This is a genomic window from Sinomonas sp. RB5 (assembly GCF_054063535.1).
Genome location: NZ_JBSSGJ010000019.1, coordinates 1 through 20,283, shown reverse-complemented (window position 1 = coordinate 20,283; position 20,283 = coordinate 1). Strand labels below are relative to the sequence as shown.

At 73.0% G+C, this 20,283-nt stretch carries 18 protein-coding genes and 1 tRNA gene; 8 read left to right on the top strand and 11 right to left on the bottom strand.

From position 1 onward, the window contains the following. Nucleotides 1-59: 59 nt before the first annotated feature. Nucleotides 60-635 (bottom strand): dCTP deaminase, encoded by a 576-nt coding sequence (dcd, locus tag ACVWWH_RS17755; protein ID WP_066500585.1) that lies wholly within the window; start codon nt 633-635, stop codon nt 60-62. 128 nt (nt 636-763) lie between these two features. Here dcd and ACVWWH_RS17750 point away from each other — a divergent pair, with 128 nt between their 5' ends. Then, nucleotides 764-2,419, top strand: coding sequence for a CAP domain-containing protein (locus ACVWWH_RS17750; protein ID WP_457317457.1), 1,656 nt, complete (start codon nt 764-766; stop codon nt 2,417-2,419). A gap of 67 nt (nt 2,420-2,486) precedes the next feature. Here the strand turns inward: ACVWWH_RS17750 and ACVWWH_RS17745 are convergent, their stop codons facing one another. The 3 genes from ACVWWH_RS17745 to ACVWWH_RS17735 form a co-directional block, all read right to left on the bottom strand. Continuing rightward, a complete protein-coding gene (locus ACVWWH_RS17745) occupies nt 2,487-2,918 on the bottom strand; it encodes an SRPBCC family protein (protein ID WP_457317456.1) in 432 nt (143 codons plus the stop codon). A gap of 18 nt (nt 2,919-2,936) precedes the next feature. Beyond that, nucleotides 2,937-3,506, bottom strand: coding sequence for a hypothetical protein (locus ACVWWH_RS17740; protein ID WP_457317455.1), 570 nt, complete (start codon nt 3,504-3,506; stop codon nt 2,937-2,939). A gap of 72 nt (nt 3,507-3,578) precedes the next feature. After that, nucleotides 3,579-4,835, bottom strand: coding sequence for an APC family permease (locus ACVWWH_RS17735; protein ID WP_457317454.1), 1,257 nt, complete (start codon nt 4,833-4,835; stop codon nt 3,579-3,581). Nucleotides 4,836-4,906: 71 nt separating this feature from the next. On the opposite strand from ACVWWH_RS17735, the gene ACVWWH_RS17730 reads away from it, so the two are divergent. Together ACVWWH_RS17730 and ACVWWH_RS17725 are read left to right on the top strand one after the other, a co-directional pair. Continuing rightward, nucleotides 4,907-5,896, top strand: coding sequence for a GlxA family transcriptional regulator (locus ACVWWH_RS17730; protein WP_457317453.1), 990 nt, complete (start codon nt 4,907-4,909; stop codon nt 5,894-5,896). A gap of 130 nt (nt 5,897-6,026) precedes the next feature. Further along, a tRNA-Gly gene (locus ACVWWH_RS17725) sits at nt 6,027-6,097 on the top strand. Nucleotides 6,098-6,248: 151 nt separating this feature from the next. Here the strand turns inward: ACVWWH_RS17725 and ACVWWH_RS17720 are convergent. Beyond that, nucleotides 6,249-7,580, bottom strand: coding sequence for an MFS transporter (locus tag ACVWWH_RS17720; protein WP_457317452.1), 1,332 nt, complete (start codon nt 7,578-7,580; stop codon nt 6,249-6,251). 138 nt (nt 7,581-7,718) lie between these two features. Between ACVWWH_RS17720 and ACVWWH_RS17715 the strand changes: the two genes are divergently transcribed. From ACVWWH_RS17715 to ACVWWH_RS17700, 4 genes are all read left to right on the top strand, one after another. Then, a complete protein-coding gene (locus ACVWWH_RS17715) occupies nt 7,719-8,582 on the top strand; it encodes a LysR family transcriptional regulator (protein WP_307114897.1) in 864 nt (287 codons plus the stop codon). 77 nt (nt 8,583-8,659) lie between these two features. Beyond that, the gene (gene panD, locus ACVWWH_RS17710) at nt 8,660-9,085 is read left to right on the top strand and encodes an aspartate 1-decarboxylase (protein WP_457317451.1); all 426 of its coding nucleotides are present in this window, start codon (nt 8,660-8,662) and stop codon (nt 9,083-9,085) included. A gap of 98 nt (nt 9,086-9,183) precedes the next feature. After that, entirely contained in the window at nt 9,184-10,119 is a 936-nt protein-coding gene (locus ACVWWH_RS17705) for an AEC family transporter (protein ID WP_066500602.1), read from the top strand. A 59-nt stretch (nt 10,120-10,178) separates the two neighbouring features. Beyond that, complete coding sequence (locus ACVWWH_RS17700; RefSeq protein ID WP_457317450.1) at nt 10,179-11,168, top strand: hypothetical protein; 990 nt, start codon at nt 10,179-10,181, stop codon at nt 11,166-11,168. A 25-nt stretch (nt 11,169-11,193) separates the two neighbouring features. Here ACVWWH_RS17700 and ACVWWH_RS17695 read toward each other — a convergent pair whose 3' ends face one another. The 4 genes from ACVWWH_RS17695 to ACVWWH_RS17680 form a co-directional block, all read right to left on the bottom strand. Beyond that, on the bottom strand, nt 11,194-12,138 hold the full coding sequence (locus tag ACVWWH_RS17695) for a type IV toxin-antitoxin system AbiEi family antitoxin domain-containing protein (RefSeq protein WP_457317449.1): 945 nt from the start codon (nt 12,136-12,138) through the stop codon (nt 11,194-11,196). Between the two features lie 284 nt (nt 12,139-12,422). After that, nucleotides 12,423-14,498 carry an NHL domain-containing thioredoxin family protein gene (locus ACVWWH_RS17690; RefSeq protein ID WP_457317448.1) on the bottom strand — a complete coding sequence of 692 codons (2,076 nt, stop codon included), beginning with the start codon at nt 14,496-14,498 and terminating at the stop codon, nt 12,423-12,425. A gap of 122 nt (nt 14,499-14,620) precedes the next feature. Continuing rightward, the gene (locus tag ACVWWH_RS17685; protein WP_457317447.1) at nt 14,621-16,819 is read right to left on the bottom strand and encodes a cytochrome c oxidase assembly protein; all 2,199 of its coding nucleotides are present in this window, start codon (nt 16,817-16,819) and stop codon (nt 14,621-14,623) included. A gap of 111 nt (nt 16,820-16,930) precedes the next feature. Beyond that, complete coding sequence (locus ACVWWH_RS17680) at nt 16,931-17,215, bottom strand: HU family DNA-binding protein (protein ID WP_066500613.1); 285 nt, start codon at nt 17,213-17,215, stop codon at nt 16,931-16,933. Nucleotides 17,216-17,506: 291 nt separating this feature from the next. Here ACVWWH_RS17680 and ACVWWH_RS17675 point away from each other — a divergent pair, with 291 nt between their 5' ends. After that, a complete protein-coding gene (locus ACVWWH_RS17675) occupies nt 17,507-18,439 on the top strand; it encodes an aminoglycoside phosphotransferase family protein (RefSeq protein WP_066500617.1) in 933 nt (310 codons plus the stop codon). Here ACVWWH_RS17675 and ACVWWH_RS17670 read toward each other — a convergent pair. Beyond that, nucleotides 18,436-19,236, bottom strand: a complete 801-nt coding sequence (locus ACVWWH_RS17670) for an ABC transporter permease subunit (protein ID WP_066500621.1) — start codon at nt 19,234-19,236, stop codon at nt 18,436-18,438. The genes ACVWWH_RS17675 and ACVWWH_RS17670 overlap by 4 nt on opposite strands. Further along, nucleotides 19,202-20,134, bottom strand: a complete 933-nt coding sequence (locus tag ACVWWH_RS17665; RefSeq protein ID WP_066500623.1) for an ABC transporter ATP-binding protein — start codon at nt 20,132-20,134, stop codon at nt 19,202-19,204. The genes ACVWWH_RS17670 and ACVWWH_RS17665 overlap by 35 nt, the downstream gene beginning before the upstream one ends. Nucleotides 20,135-20,283: the final 149 nt, after the last annotated feature.

The window sequence follows — 20,283 nt, the reverse complement described above, 5'->3', positions numbered from 1 at the left end:
GCGCCCAACCGTGCTCGACCCAACATTTCGCGAGCAGGGACGCCACGCGAGGTAAGGCGCTATATCCGCGTCCGGTGGAAGTTCAGGTAGCTCCGCGAGGCGGTCGGGCCGCGCTGGCCCTGGTACCGGTTGCCGTAGTCTCCGGAGCCGTAGGGGTGCTCGGCGGCCGAGGAGAGCCGGAAGAAGCACAGCTGGCCGATCTTCATCCCGGGCCAGAGCTTGATCGGCAGGGTCGCGACATTGGAGAGCTCGAGCGTCACGTGCCCGGAGAACCCGGGGTCGATGAACCCGGCGGTCGAGTGCGTCAGGAGCCCGAGCCGCCCGAGGGACGACTTCCCTTCGAGCCGCGCCGCGATGTCCTCGGGCAGCGTCACGGTCTCGTAGGTGGACCCGAGCACGAACTCGCCCGGGTGGAGGATGAACGCCTCGTCCGGGTCCACCTCGACGAGGCGGGTGAGCTCGGGCTGCTCCTGCGAGGGGTCGATGTGCGCGTACTTGTGGTTGTCGAAGAGCCGGAAGAACCGGTCGATGCGCACGTCGACGCTGGAGGGCTGCACCATCACGGGCTCGTAGGGGTCGAGCCGGATGCGCTCGGCGTCGATTTCGGCACGGATGTCGCGGTCTGAAAGCAGCACGCCTCCAAAAGTACCGCAGGCTGCCGGTCCCGCAGGCTGCGCGAGGCATTGCTGCCCTGAGACGCACGGGGCTAGGGTGACGCTCGGGGTTGGTGGGACTGGGCGCCCGCCACGGGGAGGAACAACTCATGCGACGTCTCGTCCTGACCGTCGCCGTGCTGGCCGCAGCAGTCGGTGCCGCGCTCGCCCCCGCTGCCGCCCCGCCGTCGTCCGTCACAGCGGCGCACGACGCCGGCCCCGCGCCGACCGCTTCTCCCTCGCCGGGAGCGTCCGCGCCCGACAGCCTCGACGTGCGCCTGGCCAAGGCGGCCCCGGCCCAGGCCGCCCCGCCGCCGGTCGCCTCGATCGGCCCGGCCACAGGCCCGGCCGTCCTCGACCCGTCGGTGACCGCGGTGAACCCGCTCGCTGCGCCCATGGGAGACACATCCAACCTGGTCCGCGACGACAACTCGTCCGAGGTCCTCGCCGTCTTCAACGCCATCAACGCCTGGCGCGCGCAGAACGGCCTCAAGCCGGTCCGCTACCACCTGAGCGTGCAGGGGCTCGCGCAGGAGTGGAGCGACAGCATCGCGAGCCGCGAGGTGATCGAGCACCGGGCGAGCTTCTGGACTGATCCGCGGGCGCTGAACCCGGACAACGGCGCGGGCGAGGTCATCGCGGTGCGGTGGGACCGGGACGCCGCGCAGCTGGTCCAGTGGTGGAAGAACTCGCCGGCGCACAACGCGATCCTCCTCGACCCGCGGATGAGCGTGGTGGGCATTGGCATCACCTTCACGAACGGCACCTACCCGGCCACCCCGAACAGGTACGCGATGTGGGGGGTGGTGGACTTCTTCGGCTACACGACGGTGCCGGCCGGGACCACGGCGGCGCCGGGCGGCTCGACGGGAGGCACCCCCACCCCGACACCGACCCCGACGCCCACGCCGGGACCCACAACGCCGGCGCCCGTTCCCGTCAACCCGCCTCCCGGCGGCTCTGTGACCCCGGGCGGTGCGGAGCTGTGCGCCGCGCCCGGCCGCTTCCAGCCCACCACGCAGGACACCTCCCGCGCCTCACTCCACAGCGCGGCGGACGTCGTGGCACTGAACTCGGCGGGATCGATCGTCGCCTACCCGGCCACGGCGGGGAAGCTCGGCACCACGGCGACCACCCTCGGCACCGGGTTCGGCGGCGCCACGTCCGTCCAGAGCGTGGACTGGGACCGCGACGGCATCCTGGACCTCCTCGTGCAGTGGGGCGACGGGCGCCTGGTCCTCTACCCGGGCCTCGCGGGCGGATCGTACGGCGCCCCCACGACGCTCGGGCTGTCCGGCTGGAACACCATGACCGTCGCGACGGGCCAGTGGTGCGCCGCCAACCGGCTCCCCCAGCTGCTGGCCCTGGACCCCTCGGGCAACCTGTACCTCTACCCGAACCGCGGTGCCGGGGACATCCACGAGCGCGCCCTGATCGCCACAGGGGTCCCCGCGGGGCGCCTCGCGATCCTCGACGCGAGCGGCGACGGGCTCGAGGACCTCGTGGTGCAGCGCTCGGACGGCGCGCTGGTGCTCTACCGCTCGCTCGGGCAGGAGCAGCTCGTCAACGAGGGCCGACCCGTCGTCGCGACCGCCGCCGGCACCACCGGTCCGATCCGGGTGCTGCGCGGCCTCGACGGCGCCGGCAGCGTGGGCATCGCGGCCCTGCGCACGGACGGCTCGCTCGCCTACTGGCCCGTGGCGAACGGCGCGTTCGGCGCCCCGCGCGTGCTCGCCACCGGCTGGTCCGGCCTGCGGCTGGGCTGACATGCAGCCGGACTGGCACACGGCCGGACTGATGCACGGCTGCGCGCGGGCTGCTGCCGCGCAGGGGCTACCGCTCGAGCGCAGCCTTGAGGTTCTCCAGCTGGGCGACCTCGTGGTCCATCGTCTTCTGCACCATGGCGCCCATGAGCTTGAGGAATCCGGTCGGCTCGAGGGAGAGGGCGAAGGAGACCTTGGTCCCGCCCGGCTCCGGCCTCAGGAGGAACACGCCGCGCGGCCGGGCGGGACCGGCGATGACGTGGAAGCGGAGCACTTCCCCGGGGCGGGCCTCGGTGATCTCGTAGTCGCCGTCGATCTCATGGCCGCCCGGGCCGGCGATCCGCTGCGAGTACACCGCGCCCTCGCGGCCCGCGGGCCCCGAGGCGTGGGCGACGGAGCGGACGCCCGGGCGCCACACGGTGTTGTTGAGGCCGTCCGCCAGGAACGCGTAGACGTCCTCGGGGGTGCGCCGGACCAGGACGGAGTATTCGGCCGCTGCCATGGGCGAACGCTAGGCCGATCAGCTGGGATTCGGCTGGGAGCGGGCTGAGGCATCCGAGGCGCCGGGGGCCCCACGGCGGAGCTCCTCGCGCAGCTCGGCCCGCCGCTTCGGGGACATGAACGCGGCGCGCATGTGGTCGTTGGTGAGCACGTCCGCCACGCCGATCATGAGGACGGCGAAGACGATCTGCTCCACAACCATCCAGTAGGGGTAGAGGCCCGGGATCGTGGCGACGACGAGGGAGACGACGGGGAAGATCTGGCTGAACAGGCGCAGGCGCTGGTAGCCCCAGTAGTAGCCGTGGCGGGCGCGCCAGGCGAAGAAGAACAGCGTCAGGGTCATCAGGAGCACCACGACGCCGCGGAACCACGCCGCGAATCCGACGTCCGTGCCGCCGACCTGGAGCACGACGGCGATGGCCACCGCTGCGATCCCCACGGCGACCTCGGCGAGGAGGATCCAGTAGACCCGCTGGAACGCCCGCTGGGTCTTGGGGTTCTCGAGCTCGTGCCGGTCCACGATGAAGTGGCCGTGGCGGCCGCCGAAGGTCCTGTCGATGTCGACGCCGAGGATGCGCAGTTCAGGCATGGCGTCAACGCTAGCGCCGTGGACTGTGGGGAGGCTGGGCCGCGCGCCGCCCTCGGCCCGATCCCTGCGACGTCACACTGTACGCGCGGCGCCCCGACGTCCCCGCGCACTCCACAGCGCCGCGCCGGCACCGAGCGCCGCGGGCCACGCGAGGTACCACCCGCAGGTCGCGGCGATCGCCGCGACGGCGGCGAGTCCCGCGGCCGCGACGGCCCGCTGCCCGAGTCCGGGCAGGAGGCGGAGCGCGGCGGCGAGCCCGGCGACGTACACCGAGACGATCGCCGCGGTCACCAACCGGACGAGCACCTCGGTCGTGTCCGTTCCGGCGCCGAGGACCACGAGCCCCGCGGTGCTCAGCGCCGTCACGGCCACCAGCGCGTTCCGCCCCCGTCCGAACCACCGCGGCAGCGACCCCGCCTGCCCGAGGGAGCGGCCCAGCTCGGCGGCGCCGGTCGCGTAGCTCGTGAGGGTGCCGAGCGTGAGCACGACGGCGAGCGCGGCCGTGAGCGCCTCGCCCACTGGGCCGAGGGCATAGCCGAGCAGGGCTGCGAGCGGCGCATCGCCGCCGGCGGCGTCCCCGAGCGCGAGCACGGACACGGTGGCGAGAGCGAGGTAGAGGGTGCCGACCAGGGCCAGGGCGAGCGCCGTCACCACCCCGAGGTCACGCTCGGGGTTCCGGAACTGGCCGCCGAGGTAGCTCATCGCCTCCCAGCCGGCGAAGGCCCAGACGATCAGCGCCGCGGACGGCGCCACGGCGCTCCAGCCGTGCGTCGCGAACGGCTCGAGCCGGCTCGCGTCGGCCCGCGTCAGGCCGGCCGCGACGGCGAGGATCACCACCGCGAGGATCGTGCCAGCCAGGGCCAGCTGGAGCGTCGAGGACGTCCGCACTCCCGCCCAGACCGCCCCGAGCACCGCGGCAGTGATGCCGCCGGCCGCGGCCAGGGCCGCCCAGCGCGGGGCCCCCAGGGCGTGCGCCGCGTACTGTCCCGCGAACAGGGCGGACGCGGGGATCCCGAACGGGATCGTGAGATAGAACCACCAGCCCGACGCGGTGGCCCAGTAGTCGCCGAAGGCGCGCCGGACGTAGGTCGACACTCCCCCGGCATCCGGCAGCCTCCGGCCGAGGGAGGCGAAGGTCCACGCGATCGGCACCGAGGCCAGCACGAGCCCCGCCCACGCGAGCAGGCTCGCCGGCCCCGCGGCCCGGTAGGACAGCGCGGGGAGGGCGATCACCCCGGTCCCCAGGACCGCTCCGAGGTAGTACGCGAGGCCCCGGACCCGGCCGAGGGTTCCGGCTGCGGCGGTGGGGGCTGCGGTGTCGGCGCTCATGCACCCCACGTTAGGAATCCGGGCTGCGGCCGACGAGTGCGAACCGTGCCGCACAGCGCTAGATTTGTGCCATGGCACCGAGCCCAGCGTCGCCGGCCGCCCACCGCGTGGGCCTCGTCCTGACGGACAACCTGCCGATCTTCGAGCTCGCGGTGCCCTGCGAGGTGTTCGGCATCGCCCGTCCGGACCTCCATGACCCGTGGTACGAGCTCACCATGGTGCGCGGCGAGCCCGGCGAGATCGCGACGGCGGCCGGCCTCGCGCCGTCGTCCGCCGCACCGCTCGCGGCGCTGCGGGAGATGGACACGATCGTGGTCCCCGCCTGCGAGCGCAGCCTCCAGGTGGACCGCGCCGCGCAGGCGCCGCTGCTGGCCGAACTCCGTGCGGCGGCCGGGCGCGGGGCGAGGATCGCGTCGCTGTGCTCGGGGGCGTACCTGCTGGCCCAGGCCGGGCTCCTCGACGGGCGGGACGCGACGACCCACTGGATGAACTGGGAGGACTTCGAGGCGTCCTTCCCGCGGGTCAGGCTCCGGCGGGACGTCCTCCTCACCTCGGACGCCGGCGTCTACACGAGCGCGGGCACGGCCGCCGGCATCGAGCTGTGCCTGCAGCTCGTGCGCGAGGACTTCGGGGACGCCGTCGCGGCGAGCGTGGCGCGGCGCATGGTGGTGGTTGAGCGGCGCGGCGCGGCGCAGTCCGAGTACCTCGAGTCGGTCGCGCGGCCGCTGGCCCCGGATCCCCTCCGCCATGCGATGGACTGGGCCGAAAAGAACCTGCACGCGCCGATCCGTCCCGATGCGATGGCCCGCCGCGCGCGGATGAGCCGCCGCACCTTCTACCGGCGGTTCGAGGCGGCCGCCGGCACGTCGCCGTCGCAGTGGCTGCTCGAGCGGCGCATCGACTCGGCGCGGCGGCTCCTGGAGGAGACCGACCTGCCCGTCGAGCGGGTCGCGGAGCGCGCCGGGGTCGGCTCCGCGGCGAACCTGCGCGCGCACTTCGCGCGGATCGTGGGGATGCCGCCCTCCGCCTACCGCGAGGCGCGGCGCCGTGGTGCCGCCTGAGGCGTCCGGCCTGCCCTCCCCGGGACCGGCCCGGCCCGCGCCGCCCGCCGGGGGCGCAGCGCGTCGCCGGCAAGGGTGCGCGGAGCACCCGCGCGCGTGTTGTAAGCTGGGTGAAGCCCTTCGGGGCCACGCGGCCGTAGCTCAATGGCAGAGCGCTCGCTTCCCAAGCCAGATACGCGGGTTCGATTCCCGTCGGCCGCTCTCTTCCGCCCCTGGTCCACTGGACCGGGGGCTTTTCGGTGCCTGCCGCACGCCCCTCCCGGCGGCGGGCGGGGTGCACGCGGAAGGCGGCAGGCCGGCGTCGTCCGCGAGCGGATGCACGACGCCGGCCTGCCGCCTCGGGCGGTCCGGCTCACTCCGCCGGGCGCCTCCGGAGCCAGAGCGCGAGCCCGAACGCGGCGACGGCCGGCACCGCGCCGGAGACGAGCATGGCCAGGTGGGCGCCGAGGTGCTCGGCGAGAGCGCCGAGCAGGGGGCCGCCGAGGGCCTGTCCGCCGATGAGGACCATCGTGTACAGGCTCATGACCCGCCCGCGGATGCCCACGTTGGCGCTCGTCTGCACCATCTGGTTGGCCGAGGTCAGGAAGGTGAGCGCGCAGAACCCGGAGACCGCGACGAGCGCGCAGAACAGCGGCAGCGAGGGCGCGAACGCCGCGGCCGCGAGCATCGCGCCGTACAGCCCCGCGCCGCCCACCACGGTGCGCAGCCGTAGCTGCAGGCGGCGGGCCGAGGCGATCGCGCCAGTGAGCGCCCCGACGGCGACCATGGTGTTGAGCAGCCCGTACCCGCTCGCGCCCACGGCGAAGACGTGGTCGGCGTAGGCCGCGAGCAGCACCGGCAGGCTCATCGCGAAGAGGGAGACCACGCCGGCCATGACCCAGGGCCAGCGGATGGTGGGCTTGCGCCACGCGTAGGCCACGGCCTCGCGGAGCATGCCGCGTGCGGCCGGGGTGGGCGGGGCGACCACGAGCTGGTCCTTGCGCAGGAGCGAGAGCATCACGGCGGTGCCGCAGCATGCGAACGCGTTGACCACGAACGCCCAGCCGCCGCCCACGGCCGTGAGGAGCCAGCCGGCAACGGCCGGGCCGATGAGGGCCCCGAGCTGGAAGTTGGTCGAATTGACGCTGATGGCGTTGCGGAGGTACCTGGGGCCCACGAGCTCGTTGACGAACACCTGGCGCGCGGGCTGGTCGAGCACGGTCACGAGGCCCAGCACGAGGGCGATGCCGTAGACGTGCCACACGGCGAGGGCCCCGGTGAGCGCGAGCGTGCCGAGCCCCGCCGCGCACGTGGCAGCTCCCAGGGCGCAGATCTGCAGGAGACGCCGCTTGGAGAACCGGTCGGCGACGAGGCCGCCCCAGGGCCCGAGCAGGAGCACGGGCGCGAACTGCAGCGCGACGGTGACGCCCACGGCCGTGACCGAGCCCGAGAGCTGGAGGACGAGCCAGTCCTGGGCGATGCGCTGCATCCACAGCGCGACGACGGCCACGAAGTGCGCGGCGGCGAACATCCGGAAGTTCGGGACGCTGAGGGAGATGAACGTGTGCCGCCACGGCAGGCGCTCCGCGGCCACGGCGAGGGGCCCGGTGGGCGGGAACGCAGGGCGGGAGGGCTGGGAGAAGCCGGCGAGGGAGGGCTGGGGTTCCGAGCTGGCTGAGGGCAGGGCTGGGCTGGGCGAGGTCACGGAAGAGTCCTGGTTTCGTTCGGGAGGGCCGGTGTCGATCGACTCCTTCCACCGTAGGCTCGGCGCGAGGGATTGTGGAAGGCTATTTCCTCTCTTACTGCTATTGCGTTCCGCAATGTGCGGGCGGAGGATGGCCCCATGGCCGCCCCCACCTTCGACCCCGCCCACCTGCGCAGCTTCCTCGCGGTCGCCGAGCACCTGAGCTTCACGCTCGCGGCCGAGCGGCTCGGCCTGGCCCAGCCGACCGTCAGCCAGCACGTGGCCAAGCTCGAGAAGGCCGCGGGCCGGATGCTCCTCGTGCGGGACACGCACGGCGTCCGGCTCACGGACAACGGCGACGCGATGGCCGGCTTCGCCCGCGCCATCCTCGCGGCGCACGACGACGCCGCGCGCTACTTCCGGGGCGAGGCCATGCGCGGGCGCCTGCGCTTCGGCACGGCGGACGACCTCGCCATCACGGGCCTGCCGAAGATCCTGCGGGAGTTCCGCCGCGCGTACCCCCAGCTCAACCTCGAGCTCACGGTGAGCCAGAGCGACGACCTCTACCGCCGCCTCAAGGCCGGCCAGCTGGACCTCGTGTTCATCAAGTGGGTGGCCGGGGCCCAGGACGGCACGGTGGTGCGGCACGACTCGTTCTCCTGGGTCGGCGTCGAGCAGACCGCCCTCGATCCCGCAGACCCCGTGCCCCTCGTCGTCTACCCAGCCCCGAGCTTGTCCCGGAGCCTGGCGATCCAGGCGCTCGAGGCCAGCGGGCGGACCTGGAAGGTCACGTGCAGCACGAAGCAGATCGCCGGCGTGCTGGCGGCCATCCGTGCCGGCCTGGGCGTGGGCGTCATGCCCACCACCCTCGTCCCCGACGACCTCGCGGTCATCACCCACCGCTTCGACCTGCCGCCGGTCGGGGACGTCGACTTCACCCTCATCCGCAATCCGCTGGCGAACTCGGCGGCCGCCGACGCGCTCACCGATGCGATCCTCGGCCGCGTCCTGAGCCGCAGCTGAGGCGGCCCCGGGGGCCAGCGGGATGCGGTGACGCATCCCACAGTGCGCCCGGGACGCACGGAGTAGAATCGAGGGCGATGAACCGCACACTGTTCAAGTCCAAGATCCACCGCGCCACGGTCACGCACGCTGACCTCCACTATGTGGGCTCGGTGACGATCGACCTTGACCTGCTCGAGGCAGCGGACATCCTGCCCGGCGAGCTCGTGTCCATCGTCGACATCACCAACGGCGCCCGCCTCGAGACGTACACCATCGCGGGCGAGCGCGGCTCCGGCGTCATCGGGATCAACGGCGCAGCGGCGCACCTCATCCACGAGGGCGATCTGGTCATCCTCATCACGTACGCCTCGATGAGCGACGACGAGGCGCGCGAGTTCGTGCCCACCGTGGTCCACGTGGACGCGGACAACCGCGTCGTCGAGCTCGGCACGGACCCCGCCGAGGGCCACGGCCCCGGCATGCTGCGCCCGCCGTTCGCGATCCAGGCGCACCTGAACTAGTTCGCAGGCGCCGCCGGGGGCGGGCGCTAGGCTGAGGCCGTGCCCCTCTGCAACCGTTTGCCGACCCGTTTGCCGACCTGCCGCCTGGGCAGCCGCCCATGCTAGGCGTGCTCGAGGGGTTCGCCGTCGTCTGGGCGATCATCGGCGTCGGATGGTTCTGTGCCCGGCGACGGATCCTCGGCGAGGGCGCACAGGCCGTCCTGAGCCGGCTGTCCTTCTTCGTCGCGAGCCCCGCGCTCCTCCTCGAGACGCTCGCGCACTCGGACCTGCGGGCCGTGTTCTCCACGCACCTGCTCGTCATCGCCGTCAGCTCGACCGCGATCGGGATCGTCTCCCTCGTCGTCTTCAGGTGGCTGAGGGGCCGCAGCACGCCCGAGGCCCTCATCGCCTCCATGAGCGCCTCCGTCGCGAACTCGGGCAACCTGGGCATCCCGATCTCGGTGTTCGTCCTCGGAGACGCGAGCTTCGTGGCGCCGCTGCTGATCTTCCAGCTGGCCCTCTTCACGCCCTCGTACCTGCTCGTCCTCGACGGGACGACGGCGACCGCGAAGCCGGGGCTGGCCCGCGCGGCCCAGTTCGTGCTCCCCATCGTGACGAACCCCAACATCATCGGATCCATGATCGGGCTCGTGCTGGCCGCGACCCACTGGACGCCGCCCGAGCTCATCATGCAGCCGATCCACCTGATCGGCGGTGCCGCGATCCCCGCCATGCTCATGGCCTTCGGCATCTCGCTGCACGGCTCCCGGCCGCTGAGGGCGGACGAGGGCCGTCGCATCGACACCGCGCTCGCCTCGGTGCTCAAGGTCGTGGTCCACCCGTTCATCGCCTTCGCGTTCGCGCGCTTCGCCCTCGGCCTGGGCGGCCACGAGCTGTTCGCCGCCGTCGTGACGGCCGCGCTGCCGACCGCGCAGAACGTCTACATCGCGGCGCAGCGGTACCGGCACGGGATCGTGGTCGCGAAGGACACGGTGCTCATCACCACCGTGGTCGCCGTCCCCGCGATGGCCGTCATGGCGGCGCTGCTCTCCTGACCGCCGGCCACTGGGGGCTGTCCGCTTGGGGCCGCCCCCGGCGTTGGTAGGGTATAGCGGTGCAGACCAGCCCCGCCCTCCTACGGACCGCTGCCGCCTGGCTGCTGGCGCTCGTGCTGGCCATCGTCGCCTCGGTGGTGGCGGTCACCGTCGTCAAGAACACCGCCGCCGGGCCCGCCGAGCCGGTGCGGGCCTACATCGATGCGCTCAGGGACGGTGACGGCGGCCTCGCCCTCGGGCTCCTGCACGCGAAGGTTCCCCCTGGGAGCGCGGCCGTGCTCAACGGCGCCCCGCTCAAGGACTCCATGAGCCGGGTGAAGGACCTCGCCTACGAGACCACGTCGTCCGACGGCGACCGCGCGGCCGTCACGGTCCGCTACAGCGTGGACGGGCAGGCCCACGAGACCAAGTTCTCGATCCAGCGCACCGGCACCGACTGGATCTTCTTCCCCCGCTGGTCCATCGCCCCGGGCACCCTGCCCACCATCGACGCGACGGTCGTGAACTCGACCCGCGCCACCCTCAATGGCGCCACGGTCAACATGCCGGGAGGCCACAACACCTTCCCCGTGTTCTTCCCGGGCTCCTATGTCGGGGCCCTCTCGGGGCAGCAGTTCGAGGCCGACCCGCGCTCCGTCGTCGTGTCCTCCCCCGGTACCGCCGTCCCCCTGAACCTTGCCACCAAGGCGACGCCGCAGCTCGTCTCGGCGATCGACACGAAGATCCATGGCTACCTGGACGACTGCGCCAAGACCGCCACCCAGCAGCAGCGGCTCGAGCCCGACTGCCCCTTCTCCCTGGCGACCAACACCCGGATCCAGGACGGCACGATCGCGTGGTCGGTGTCCTCCTACCCCAAGGTCTCGGTGGAGCCCTACCAGGGACACTGGGCCCTCGCCCCGCTCAAGGGCAGGGCGCACCTGAAGGCCACGGCGATCGACCTGTTCACCGGAGCGGCCTCGCCGCTGTCCGCAGACGTGGACTTCGATTTCGGGGCACGCCTCGACGTCTCGGACAGCGCCATCACGGTGACCCCGCAGCTCAAGTAGCGCCCCTGGCGGGGTGCGCAGCGCCTTAGCCACCGAATCCGACCGGCTTTCGCGTCCCCTGCCGGCGTGTCGGCCCCGGCGCGCCGGTGGATCGGGCGTCCAGCGGCTCAAAGCCGGTCGGTTCCGCACCGGGCACGAGCGGGCGGCCGCCGAGGATCCGGGAGACCTCCTCGACGAGCACCCAGGACCGGTGCACCACGTCGGCGTACCCGTAGCGCAGCGTCGCGAGCCCCCGCAGCTGCGCCTCCCGGTCGCGCACACGGTCCTCGCCCCGCTGGACCCGCTCCTCATGGGTCTTCCCGTCGAGCTCCACGATGATCCAGCCTTCGACGAGCAGGTCGACCCAGCCGATCCCGTCAATCCAGACCTGGGCCTCGACGTGGAAGCCCGCCTTCCTCAGCAGTGTCCTGGCGACCGTCTCCAGCAGGGAGTCCGCGCCCCTGTCCACGAGCTCGAGCACGGCGCGGGCCCGCCCGTTGCGGGCGCCCGGGAGGTGACCCCGCAGGACGCTGAGCGGGAGTCCCTTCTGGGTGACCGCGCACTCGGCGATCACGAGGGCCTCGAGCTCCGGCAGGCAGCGCAGCGCGTGGAGGACCACGTCCGCAAGGCCGGCGCCCGGGGCCGTCGGATGCGGAGGGACCTGGCGCTCGCGGTGGACCACGGCATCGGGGCTGTCCGCCCCGGTCGAGCGCACGAGGTGCAGCCGTGCATCCGGCCCCGGCGGCACCAGGACCCACAGCCCGTAGAGCCCGGCGGCACTCACGCAGGTCAGCAGGGACCGGGAGCTGCGGGCCTGCACAAACCGCGGGTCGGCGCCGGGCAGGGCGTAGAGCCCGTGCCGGGGGCGCTCGAGCTCCCCGTCTTCCACCGCCCGGCGCACGGCGGCCCGGGGGACCCGGCCCCCGCAGAGCTCCTTGAGGGCCGCCACCCCATGGAAGTGCCGGAGCCGCTGGGCGAGCTGGGGATCCATGCTCCCATGCTGGGGAGGCGGCGGCCCGTGTCGCAGCCCCTGGCCCTCCATGTGGACAACGCACTCCGTCGGCTGGCGGCCGCGCAGGCCAGGGGCCGCCTGCAGACCTGACCGGCTTTCGCGGCCCCTGTCGGCGTGTCGGCCCGGCGCGCCGGTGGATCGGGCGTCCAGCGGCCCAAAGCCGGTCGGTTTCGCAGCGCCAGGCACAGCCAGCCGCCGCCCGGACGCACGACGGCGGGCCGGTCACCCGAGGCGACCGGCCCGCCGTCGTGCGCGGGGAGACCTCAGTCGAGGCCGCGGAGGTCCAGGACCAGGTCCGAGTCGGCGCCTTCCCGCAGCACCACGGGGATCCCCCAGTCCTGCTGGTACAGGTGGCAGGCGGCGTGGTCGGGGATCTCCTCGCCGGGGGCGCCGTCGCAGGCGGCGGCGCGGGCGGTGATGTGCAGGACGCCCTCGGCCACCTCGGGGTTGAGCTCGAGCGTGCGCACGAGCCCCTGGGCGGTGCCGCCGCCCGCGAGGAGCAGCTCGGCCGGGGTGGAGGAGACCTTCAGCTGCGTGGGGTCGCCCCAGCGGTCGTCGAGCTTCTGGCCGGTGGGGGCCTTGAACCGCACGGTGAGCCCGAGGGGCCCGGCGGCCACGGGGGTCTTGGGACGCTGCGTCTGGCGCTCGCCCTCGTCGACCTGCTGGGCGTCCTTCGGGATCGGCAGGAGGACCAGCTCGTGCCGGTTCGTCTCGGTGACCAGGAGCAGCGGCTCCCCGTCGGCGGGCGTGACCACCACGACGTCGGCCGGCTCGGCGAGCCCGCGGGCGAGGGTCGTCACGCTCCCGGCGCCCTCGGCGGCGTCCCCGCTCCTGCCGGAGGGGCCGTAGCGGCGCACGGCGCCGTTGTAGGTGTCGGCCACGGCCACGGAGCCGTCGGGGAGGACGGCGACGCCGAGCGGGTGCTGGAGGCGTGCCGTGTCCGCGGCGCCGTCCCGGAAGCCGAAGTCGAACAGGCCGCGGCCCACGGCGGTCTCGACCGTGACCGCCGGCTGGCCGTCCGCGTCCGCATCGCCGAGGCGCACGCGCCGCAGCGCGGACGTCTCCGAGTCGGCAACCCACAGGTCCCCCGAGGGATCCACGGCGAGGCCGGAGGGCTGGGCGAACCAGGCCTGCGGGGCGGGGCCGTCGAGCAGGCCCTCGAGGCCGGAGCCGGCGAGGATCGCCACGACGCCCGTGAGCGGGTCGAAGGTGAAGATCTGGTGAGTGCCGGCCATCGCGACGACGACCTTCTGCAGCTTCTCGCTCCAGACCACGTCCCAGGGCGAGGAGAGGGACACGTTGGTGCCGTGGCCCAGGTAGCCGATGTCCTCGATGTCGCCGGCGTAGACGTCATGGGGCTCACCGTCCGCGGCAGCCGCACCGGCGCCCGCGTCCGGGCCGGCCTTCGCCCAGGTGCCGGCGCCGTCGCCGTTGACCCGGGCGGGCCCGGCGTCGAGGAGTCGCTGGACCCCGTTGCCGGCGAGGGTCTGCACGTGGCCCGAGCTGAGGGTCACGCCGCGGAGGCGGTGGTTGACGGTGTCCGCGACGACCGCCTCGTAGCCGGTCTGCCAGGCGATGGAGGCCGGCAGGACGGCGACGCCCTGCGGCTCGTTGAACTGGGCGACCTCGGCCTGCCCGTCGAGGAAGCCCTTTGTGCCGGAGCCGATCACGCGCTCGACCGTCTCGAGGTCGGCGCGGAGCTCGACGAGGCGGTGGTGGCCGGTGTCGACCACGAGGTAGTTGCCGTTCTCGAGCGGCACGGTCTGGCCGGGGAACCGCAGGGTGCCGGCCGTGGGCTCGGGGGCCACGTAGGGGCCGTCGCCGCGGTGCAGCGTGCCCTTGGCCTCGTGCTCCGCGACGAGCTCCTCGATGAGCACGCCGAGGCCGCCGGCGTGCCCCTCGCCGGAGAGGTGGGCCACGATGTAGCCCTCGGGGTCGACCACCACGAGCGTGGGCCACGCGCGGGCTGTGTATGCCTGCCACGTGAGCAGGTCCGGGTCGTCCAGGACCGGGTGGTGGATGTCGTAGCGCTCCACGGCGGCGGCGAGGGCCACCGGATCGGCCTCGTGCTCGAACTTGGGCGAGTGGACGCCCACCGTGACGAGGACGTCCTTGTACTTCTCCTCGAGGGGGCGGAGCTCGTCGAGGACGTGGAGGCAGTTGATGCAGCAGAACGTCCAGAAGTCGAGGAGCACGATCTTGCCGCGCAGGGCGGCCAGGTCGAGGTCCTTGCCTCCGGTGTTGAGCCAGGCGCGGCCGCCGAGCTCGCTGGCCCGGACCCGGCGGGAGGTCCGCAGGGCGTCCGCGCTGCGCTGTTCCTCGGTGGATTCTGCGGTCACTGGCACTCCTTCTTGCGGCACATCGTCTGGGGCGCGGCGGCATGATGCGCGCCCTTGGGGTTCAACCCCATTATCCCGGGCATTCTTCCGCGCATGACGCCGTGTGTCTCCGCGGCCCGGCGCTAGCGGCCCTGGGCCTCGTCGCGCTGCTGGAGGCGGGTGAACATGGCGTTGTAGGCGTCGAGGTCGGCGTCGTGGTTGCGGTCTGCGGCGCGGTCGCGGCGGCGGGTCTCGCGGTCGTCGGACTTGGACCACATGACCGCCACGCCGATCGCCACGACCAGGGTCGGGATCTCACCGATCCCCCAGGCGACGCCGCCGCCGGTCTGCTGGTCGACGATCGCCGACGCGCCCCACGTCCTGCCCAGGTTGCCGAAGAAGCTCGGCTCGAGCAGGACGTTGGAGCCCATGAGAGTCACGCCGAAGAACGCGTGGAAGGCCATGGTGGCGAGCAGCAGCACGAGCCGGAGCGGGTACGGGGAGCGCCGCGGGAGCGGGTCGGAGCCGATCATGGTGAGCACGAAGATGTACCCGGTGAGGGTGAAGTGCAGGTTCATGAGCTCGTGGCCCACGTGGTCGCGCATCGCGTACCCGAACAGGTCCGAGTAGTAGAACAGGATGATCGAGCCCGCGAAGTTCGCGGCCGCGAACAGCGGGTGCGTGACGAGCTGGGACCACTTCGAGTGCACGAACACGAGCAGCCACTCGCGCAGCCCCCGGCTGCCGTCGCGCCGCGGTGTGAGGGCCTTGAGGGCCAGGGTCACGGGCGAGCCGAGCACGAGGAAGATCGGCGCGACCATGGTGAGCATCATGTGGTCCACCATGTGCGCGGAGAACAGCACCCGCCCGTACACCGCGGGCGGCCCGCTCGTGATGTACGTGAGCACGATCAGCCCCGCGAACCAGGACATTGCCCGCACCCAGTGCCAGGAGTCCCCGCGCCGGGCCACCTTGACCATGCCGAGCGCGTAGGTGGCCGCCCCGAACACGGCCACGGCGACCCAGAGCCAGTCCGCGCGCCACTCGGTCAGCCAGCGCGAGGGGGTCAGCTCGGGCGGGAGCTCGTAGCCGGTGAGGATGAACGCGGGCGAGGCATCGGGGGCGTAGGTGGTCGGCTCCGGCGGGGCGGAACGGGAGAGTGCGACGGCGAGCCCGGAGACCACGCCCATGACCACGGCTTCGACCCCGATCAGCTGCCACAGCACGCGCCGGGCGGAGGCGCCTCGCCCCAGCTGCGGGATGACCCACTGGCGGTGCATGAATCCGATGCCGCCGAGCACCACGGCGAGGGTGGCCTTCGCGAGGATGAGCTGGCCGTAGGCGGAGGTGAACAGGGCCCCGAGGTCGGGCAGGCGGATGAGCGCGTTGATGACGCCGGAGGCCACCACGAGCAGGAAGGCGAAGAGCGCGAGCGCGGAGAACCGCCGCAGGGTCGCCTCGGTCGCGTCGGCCGCACGCACGACGCCGCGTCCCCGGCCCGCGCCGGCTGCGGCACCTGCGCGGTCCCTGCGGTCGGGCCCTCCGGCGAGGGTGCGGCCCAGCAGGGCCAGGACGGCGATGCCGCCGACCCAGAGGGCGGCGCCCACCAGGTGCAGGAAGAGCGAGTTGACGGCGCCCTCGTGGTCGCTCGAGCTTGCGGAGTGGCCGATCAGCGCCATGGGGACCAGGCCGATCACGGCGAGGATGCCGGTGAGGGCGAGCCCGGTGAGCGAGCGGACGGCGACCAGGAGCGTGGCGACCACGGCGGCGATGATCACGGTGGCCAGCCATGCCCTGCCCACGTCGAGGTTCGTCATGAAGTACACGAGCTGGTTCGTGTAGTCCGAGCCGCCGGAGAGTGGCTGCCCGACGAGGTCGGAGTGCGTGAAGACCAGCACCGCGATGGCGCTGAGGGTCCACGCCACGGCGCCGCCCGTCGCCGCGCGCAGGGCGCGGGAGAACGCGGGATGCTCGTCGGTGGCGCCCGAAGCGTCCGGCGACGCGGCCTCGGGGCCGGCAGGGCCGGCGTCGGCCGTCCCCCCGTGGGAGCGACGGGGCCGCGCGGAGTGCGGGAGGATCCCGACCGCGAACGTGATGCCGCCGATCACGAGGGCGAGCGAGAGGTTGAGCACCGTCGTGGCGATGGGGAGCCCCCAGCGCACTAGCGCCCCGGGGTCGAGGACCTGGCGGGCGGCGGCGGCCCCGGAGAAGAGGAGGCCGGCCACGACCGCGGCGACGGCTACGGCGAGTGCGGCGACGGACCACCCCCGTCCGAGGCCCGCTGGACCCGTGGGGGCGGGGGTGACGGCGGGCGGACGGGCAGGGAGGGCAGAACGTGGCACCCCACCATTGTCCCCCACCGCGCTGGGCGCACGCCGGGAGGGGCAGACGCCGGGAGGGGGCAGCGGCGGGATGCCGCTGCCCCCTCCCGGGGTGGTCTTGGGGCGAAGCGCCTACTTGCCGGAGGCAGCGGCCTTCAGCTTGGAGCCGGCGGTCAGCTTGACGCTGTGGCCAGCCGGGATCTCGATCGCGGCGCCGGTCTGCGGGTTGCGGCCGGTGCGGGCGGCACGCTCGGTGCGCTCGACGGCGAGCCAGCCGGGGATGCTGACCTTCTCACCCTTGGAAACGGAGGTCTCGAAGACCTCGAACAGTGCGTCGAGCACACCGTTGACTGCAGCCTGGCTGAGGCTGGTCTTGCCGGCGACCTCTGCAACCAGCTCGCTACGGTTCTTAGCCATGTGTCCTCCTGGACGTTTGGGTTATCCACGTCAGCCCTCAGCCTGTTCGCCGGGGGCTGCTGTTACGGCAACTTACCAGCTAAGACGGGCAGGGCCAGCAGATTCCCCCGTGTTTCCGGGCATTTTGGCCCGTTTTGGGCCCCGAGCGGGCCCCACCGGGCACAATGTGGGAGCGATCATCCCACTTGCTGCCCCGGCGGCCCGCCTCCCCCGGAAATGCTGGGGAGAGCACAGTGCGGAGCGCCTGCACCGTCCTGTACTCATCGTTTCGCCGGCCGGTAGCGTGGAGGCGTGCCCGATGCGACGCCCCTGACTCCGCCCCAGCGGGCGGTCGTCGACGCGTGGTTCCCCGGCTGGGTCCTCGAGGAGGACCTCTCGTGGGGGCTCCAGGGCATCGCGGTGCTGCGCCTGAGGACGGCGGGCGGCCCGGTGGTCGTCAAGGCCTCCGAGACGAAGCACCACCTCATCCGGGAGGCCCGCGCGCACCGGCAGATGACCGGCCCGCTCCTGGCCCTGACGCCGCCCCGCGCCGCACGCCTGCTCCACGCGGACACACGGGCGGGGGTCGTCGCGGCCTCGTGGCTCCCGGGGAACCTCGTCGCGGGAAGCCCGCACGAGCGCTCGCCCGAGGTGTTCCGGCAGGCCGGCGAGCTCCTGGCCCGCGTGCACGTGCCCCGGGAGCAGACCACGGGCTACGACGCCGCCGTCCTGAACAAGGTCGATGACTTCCTCGCCCGCGCGGCCGGCCTCGCGCCGCCCGGACACCTGCGCGCCGCCGAGCGCCTCGCGGCCGCACACCGCAGCGCGCCCCGCTGGCTGTCCGCGACCCACGGGGACTACACGCCGCGGAACTGGGTCGTGGACGGCGACCCGGCCGCCGGCGGCCTCGTGCACGTGATCGACTGGGGCCGCTCGGGCTACCGGCCCTGGGTCACCGACCTCGTCCGCCTCGAGCACCAGTGGTTCCAGCCCTCCCAGGATGCAGGCTCCGGCTCGACCGGAGACGGCGGCGAGCAGGACGGTGCCGGGCACGACGGCGGCGGGCTGCGGGCGGCGTTCTACGCCGGCTACGGCCGCGAGCCGGCCGAGGAGTCGGACTCGTGGCGGCTGGACAATATCCTGCAGGCCCTTGGGACCATCGTGTGGTCCCGCGAGGTGGGTGACGCCGCGTTCGAGGAGGAGGGGCGGCGCATGCTGGCCCGCGTCGTCGACTGGTTCGCCTAGACCGCGGTGTCCCGGCGCCGGAACCCGACCACGGCGGCCGCGACGAGCACCGCCGCGGTCGCGGCCGCGATGCCCACGCTCGGCCAGTCGAGGCCGTTCACGAGCGGGTCATGTCCCGAGTACTGGTAGAACGGCGAGTACTTCTGGAGGGGCTTCAGCCAGTCGACCACCCCACCGAGGCCGCTGACCGCGTAGGCGAGGACGGCCACGGCGACGGGGAGGCCCCTGCTGAGGCCGGGCCGCCCCGTGGCGGCGGACAGCGCGAGCCCGAAGGAGCCGAACACGAGGCCGAGCAGCCCCAAGTGGGCCATCGCGGCGAAGACGCGGTCTGCGGGCAGGTCCATGCCCGTCCAGGTGCCCTCCCACAGCAGGGCGGCGCCCATCACCACCACGAGGAACGCGGTCCCGACGGCCATGGCCGCCGCCTTCTCGAGCACGATCCGCGGCCGGCCGACCGGCGCGGCGAGCAGGAACTCGAGCGTGTGGCGCTCCTCCTCCCCCGCGATCGCGCCGACTCCCGTGCCGATGGCATAGAGGAGGACGGCGATCGGCCCCATGAAGGACAGGAGCTCGATCTTGATGTAGCCGACCGGGGTGGACATGTCGGCGCCCGACATGGCGAAGAGGTTGCGGAGGGCGTCCGGCATCTGGTCCAGGAAGGCGTTCATGGACGGCTGGTCCCGGATGCTGGGCCAGATGGCCACGTACATCGCGACGATGACGATGAGGGCTGCCGCCCACCCGAGGAGGGCCCTCGACTGGTCACGCAGCGTCTTGAGCAGCACGCTGGTCAGCATGGCCGTCTCCTGAGTAGTAGGCCAGGAACATCTCGTCGAGCTCCGCCTCGGCGCATTCGAAGTCGAGCACAGCATGGCCGCTGACGCGCTTGAGCAGGACGTCGAGGGCCGACTGCGGGGCGCTGCACGTCAAAATCGAGCCCCGCAGCTCCAGGTCCCGCACGCCCGGGATGCCCCCGAAGTCCTCGGCCCGCACCCCGTCCGCGAACGAGGCCCGCACGTGGTGGAGCGACTTCCCGCTGAGGTCGGCGAGGCGCTCGACCGCGACCAGCCGGCCTTCCCGCACGACGCCGATCCGGTCGGCGACGCGCTGGACGTCGCCCAGGATGTGGGAGGAGAGGAGGACGGCGCCGCCTCCTTGGGTGTGCTCGCGCAGCAGGGCGTGGAACTCGCGCTGGACCAGCGGGTCGAGCCCGCTCGTCGGCTCGTCGAGGATGAGGAGGCGGGGAGCGGACATGAGGGCGAGCACGATGGCCAGCTTCTGGCGGTTGCCGCGCGAGAGCGTGCGGCTGCGCCGCGTCAGGTCCAGCCCGAGCCGCTCGGCGACGGCACGGGCCATGGGACGGTCGGCGCGGCCCCGGAGGTGGCTGAGGTAGTCGATGTGCTCGAGCCCCGTGAGCCGCGGATAGAGCGCCGGCTCCCCGGGCACGTATCCGACCGCGCGGTGGACGGCGACCGCCTGCCGCCAGGTGTCGAGTCCGTACACCCGCGCAGAGCCGGCGGAGGGGCGCAGCATCCCCACGAGCATCCTCATCGTGGTGGTCTTCCCGGCGCCGTTCGGCCCCAGGTACCCGAAGACCTCCCCGGGCTCGATCTCGAGGCTCACGGCATCGAGGGCCGTGGTCCGATGGAACCGCTTGGTCAGGCCGTCGAGGACGACCGGCACGTCCGTGCGCATGCCGCCAGTATCCGGCCCGCTGGAAGACGCGCGTAGGGCCGAAGGGCGCTCATGTCCGTAGGTGCTTGTTAAGTGCGGGAGCCCCCCAACCGGGTGGTTGGGGGGCTCGACCGTGTGGTGTTGTCCGGCGGTGTCCTACTCTCCCACAC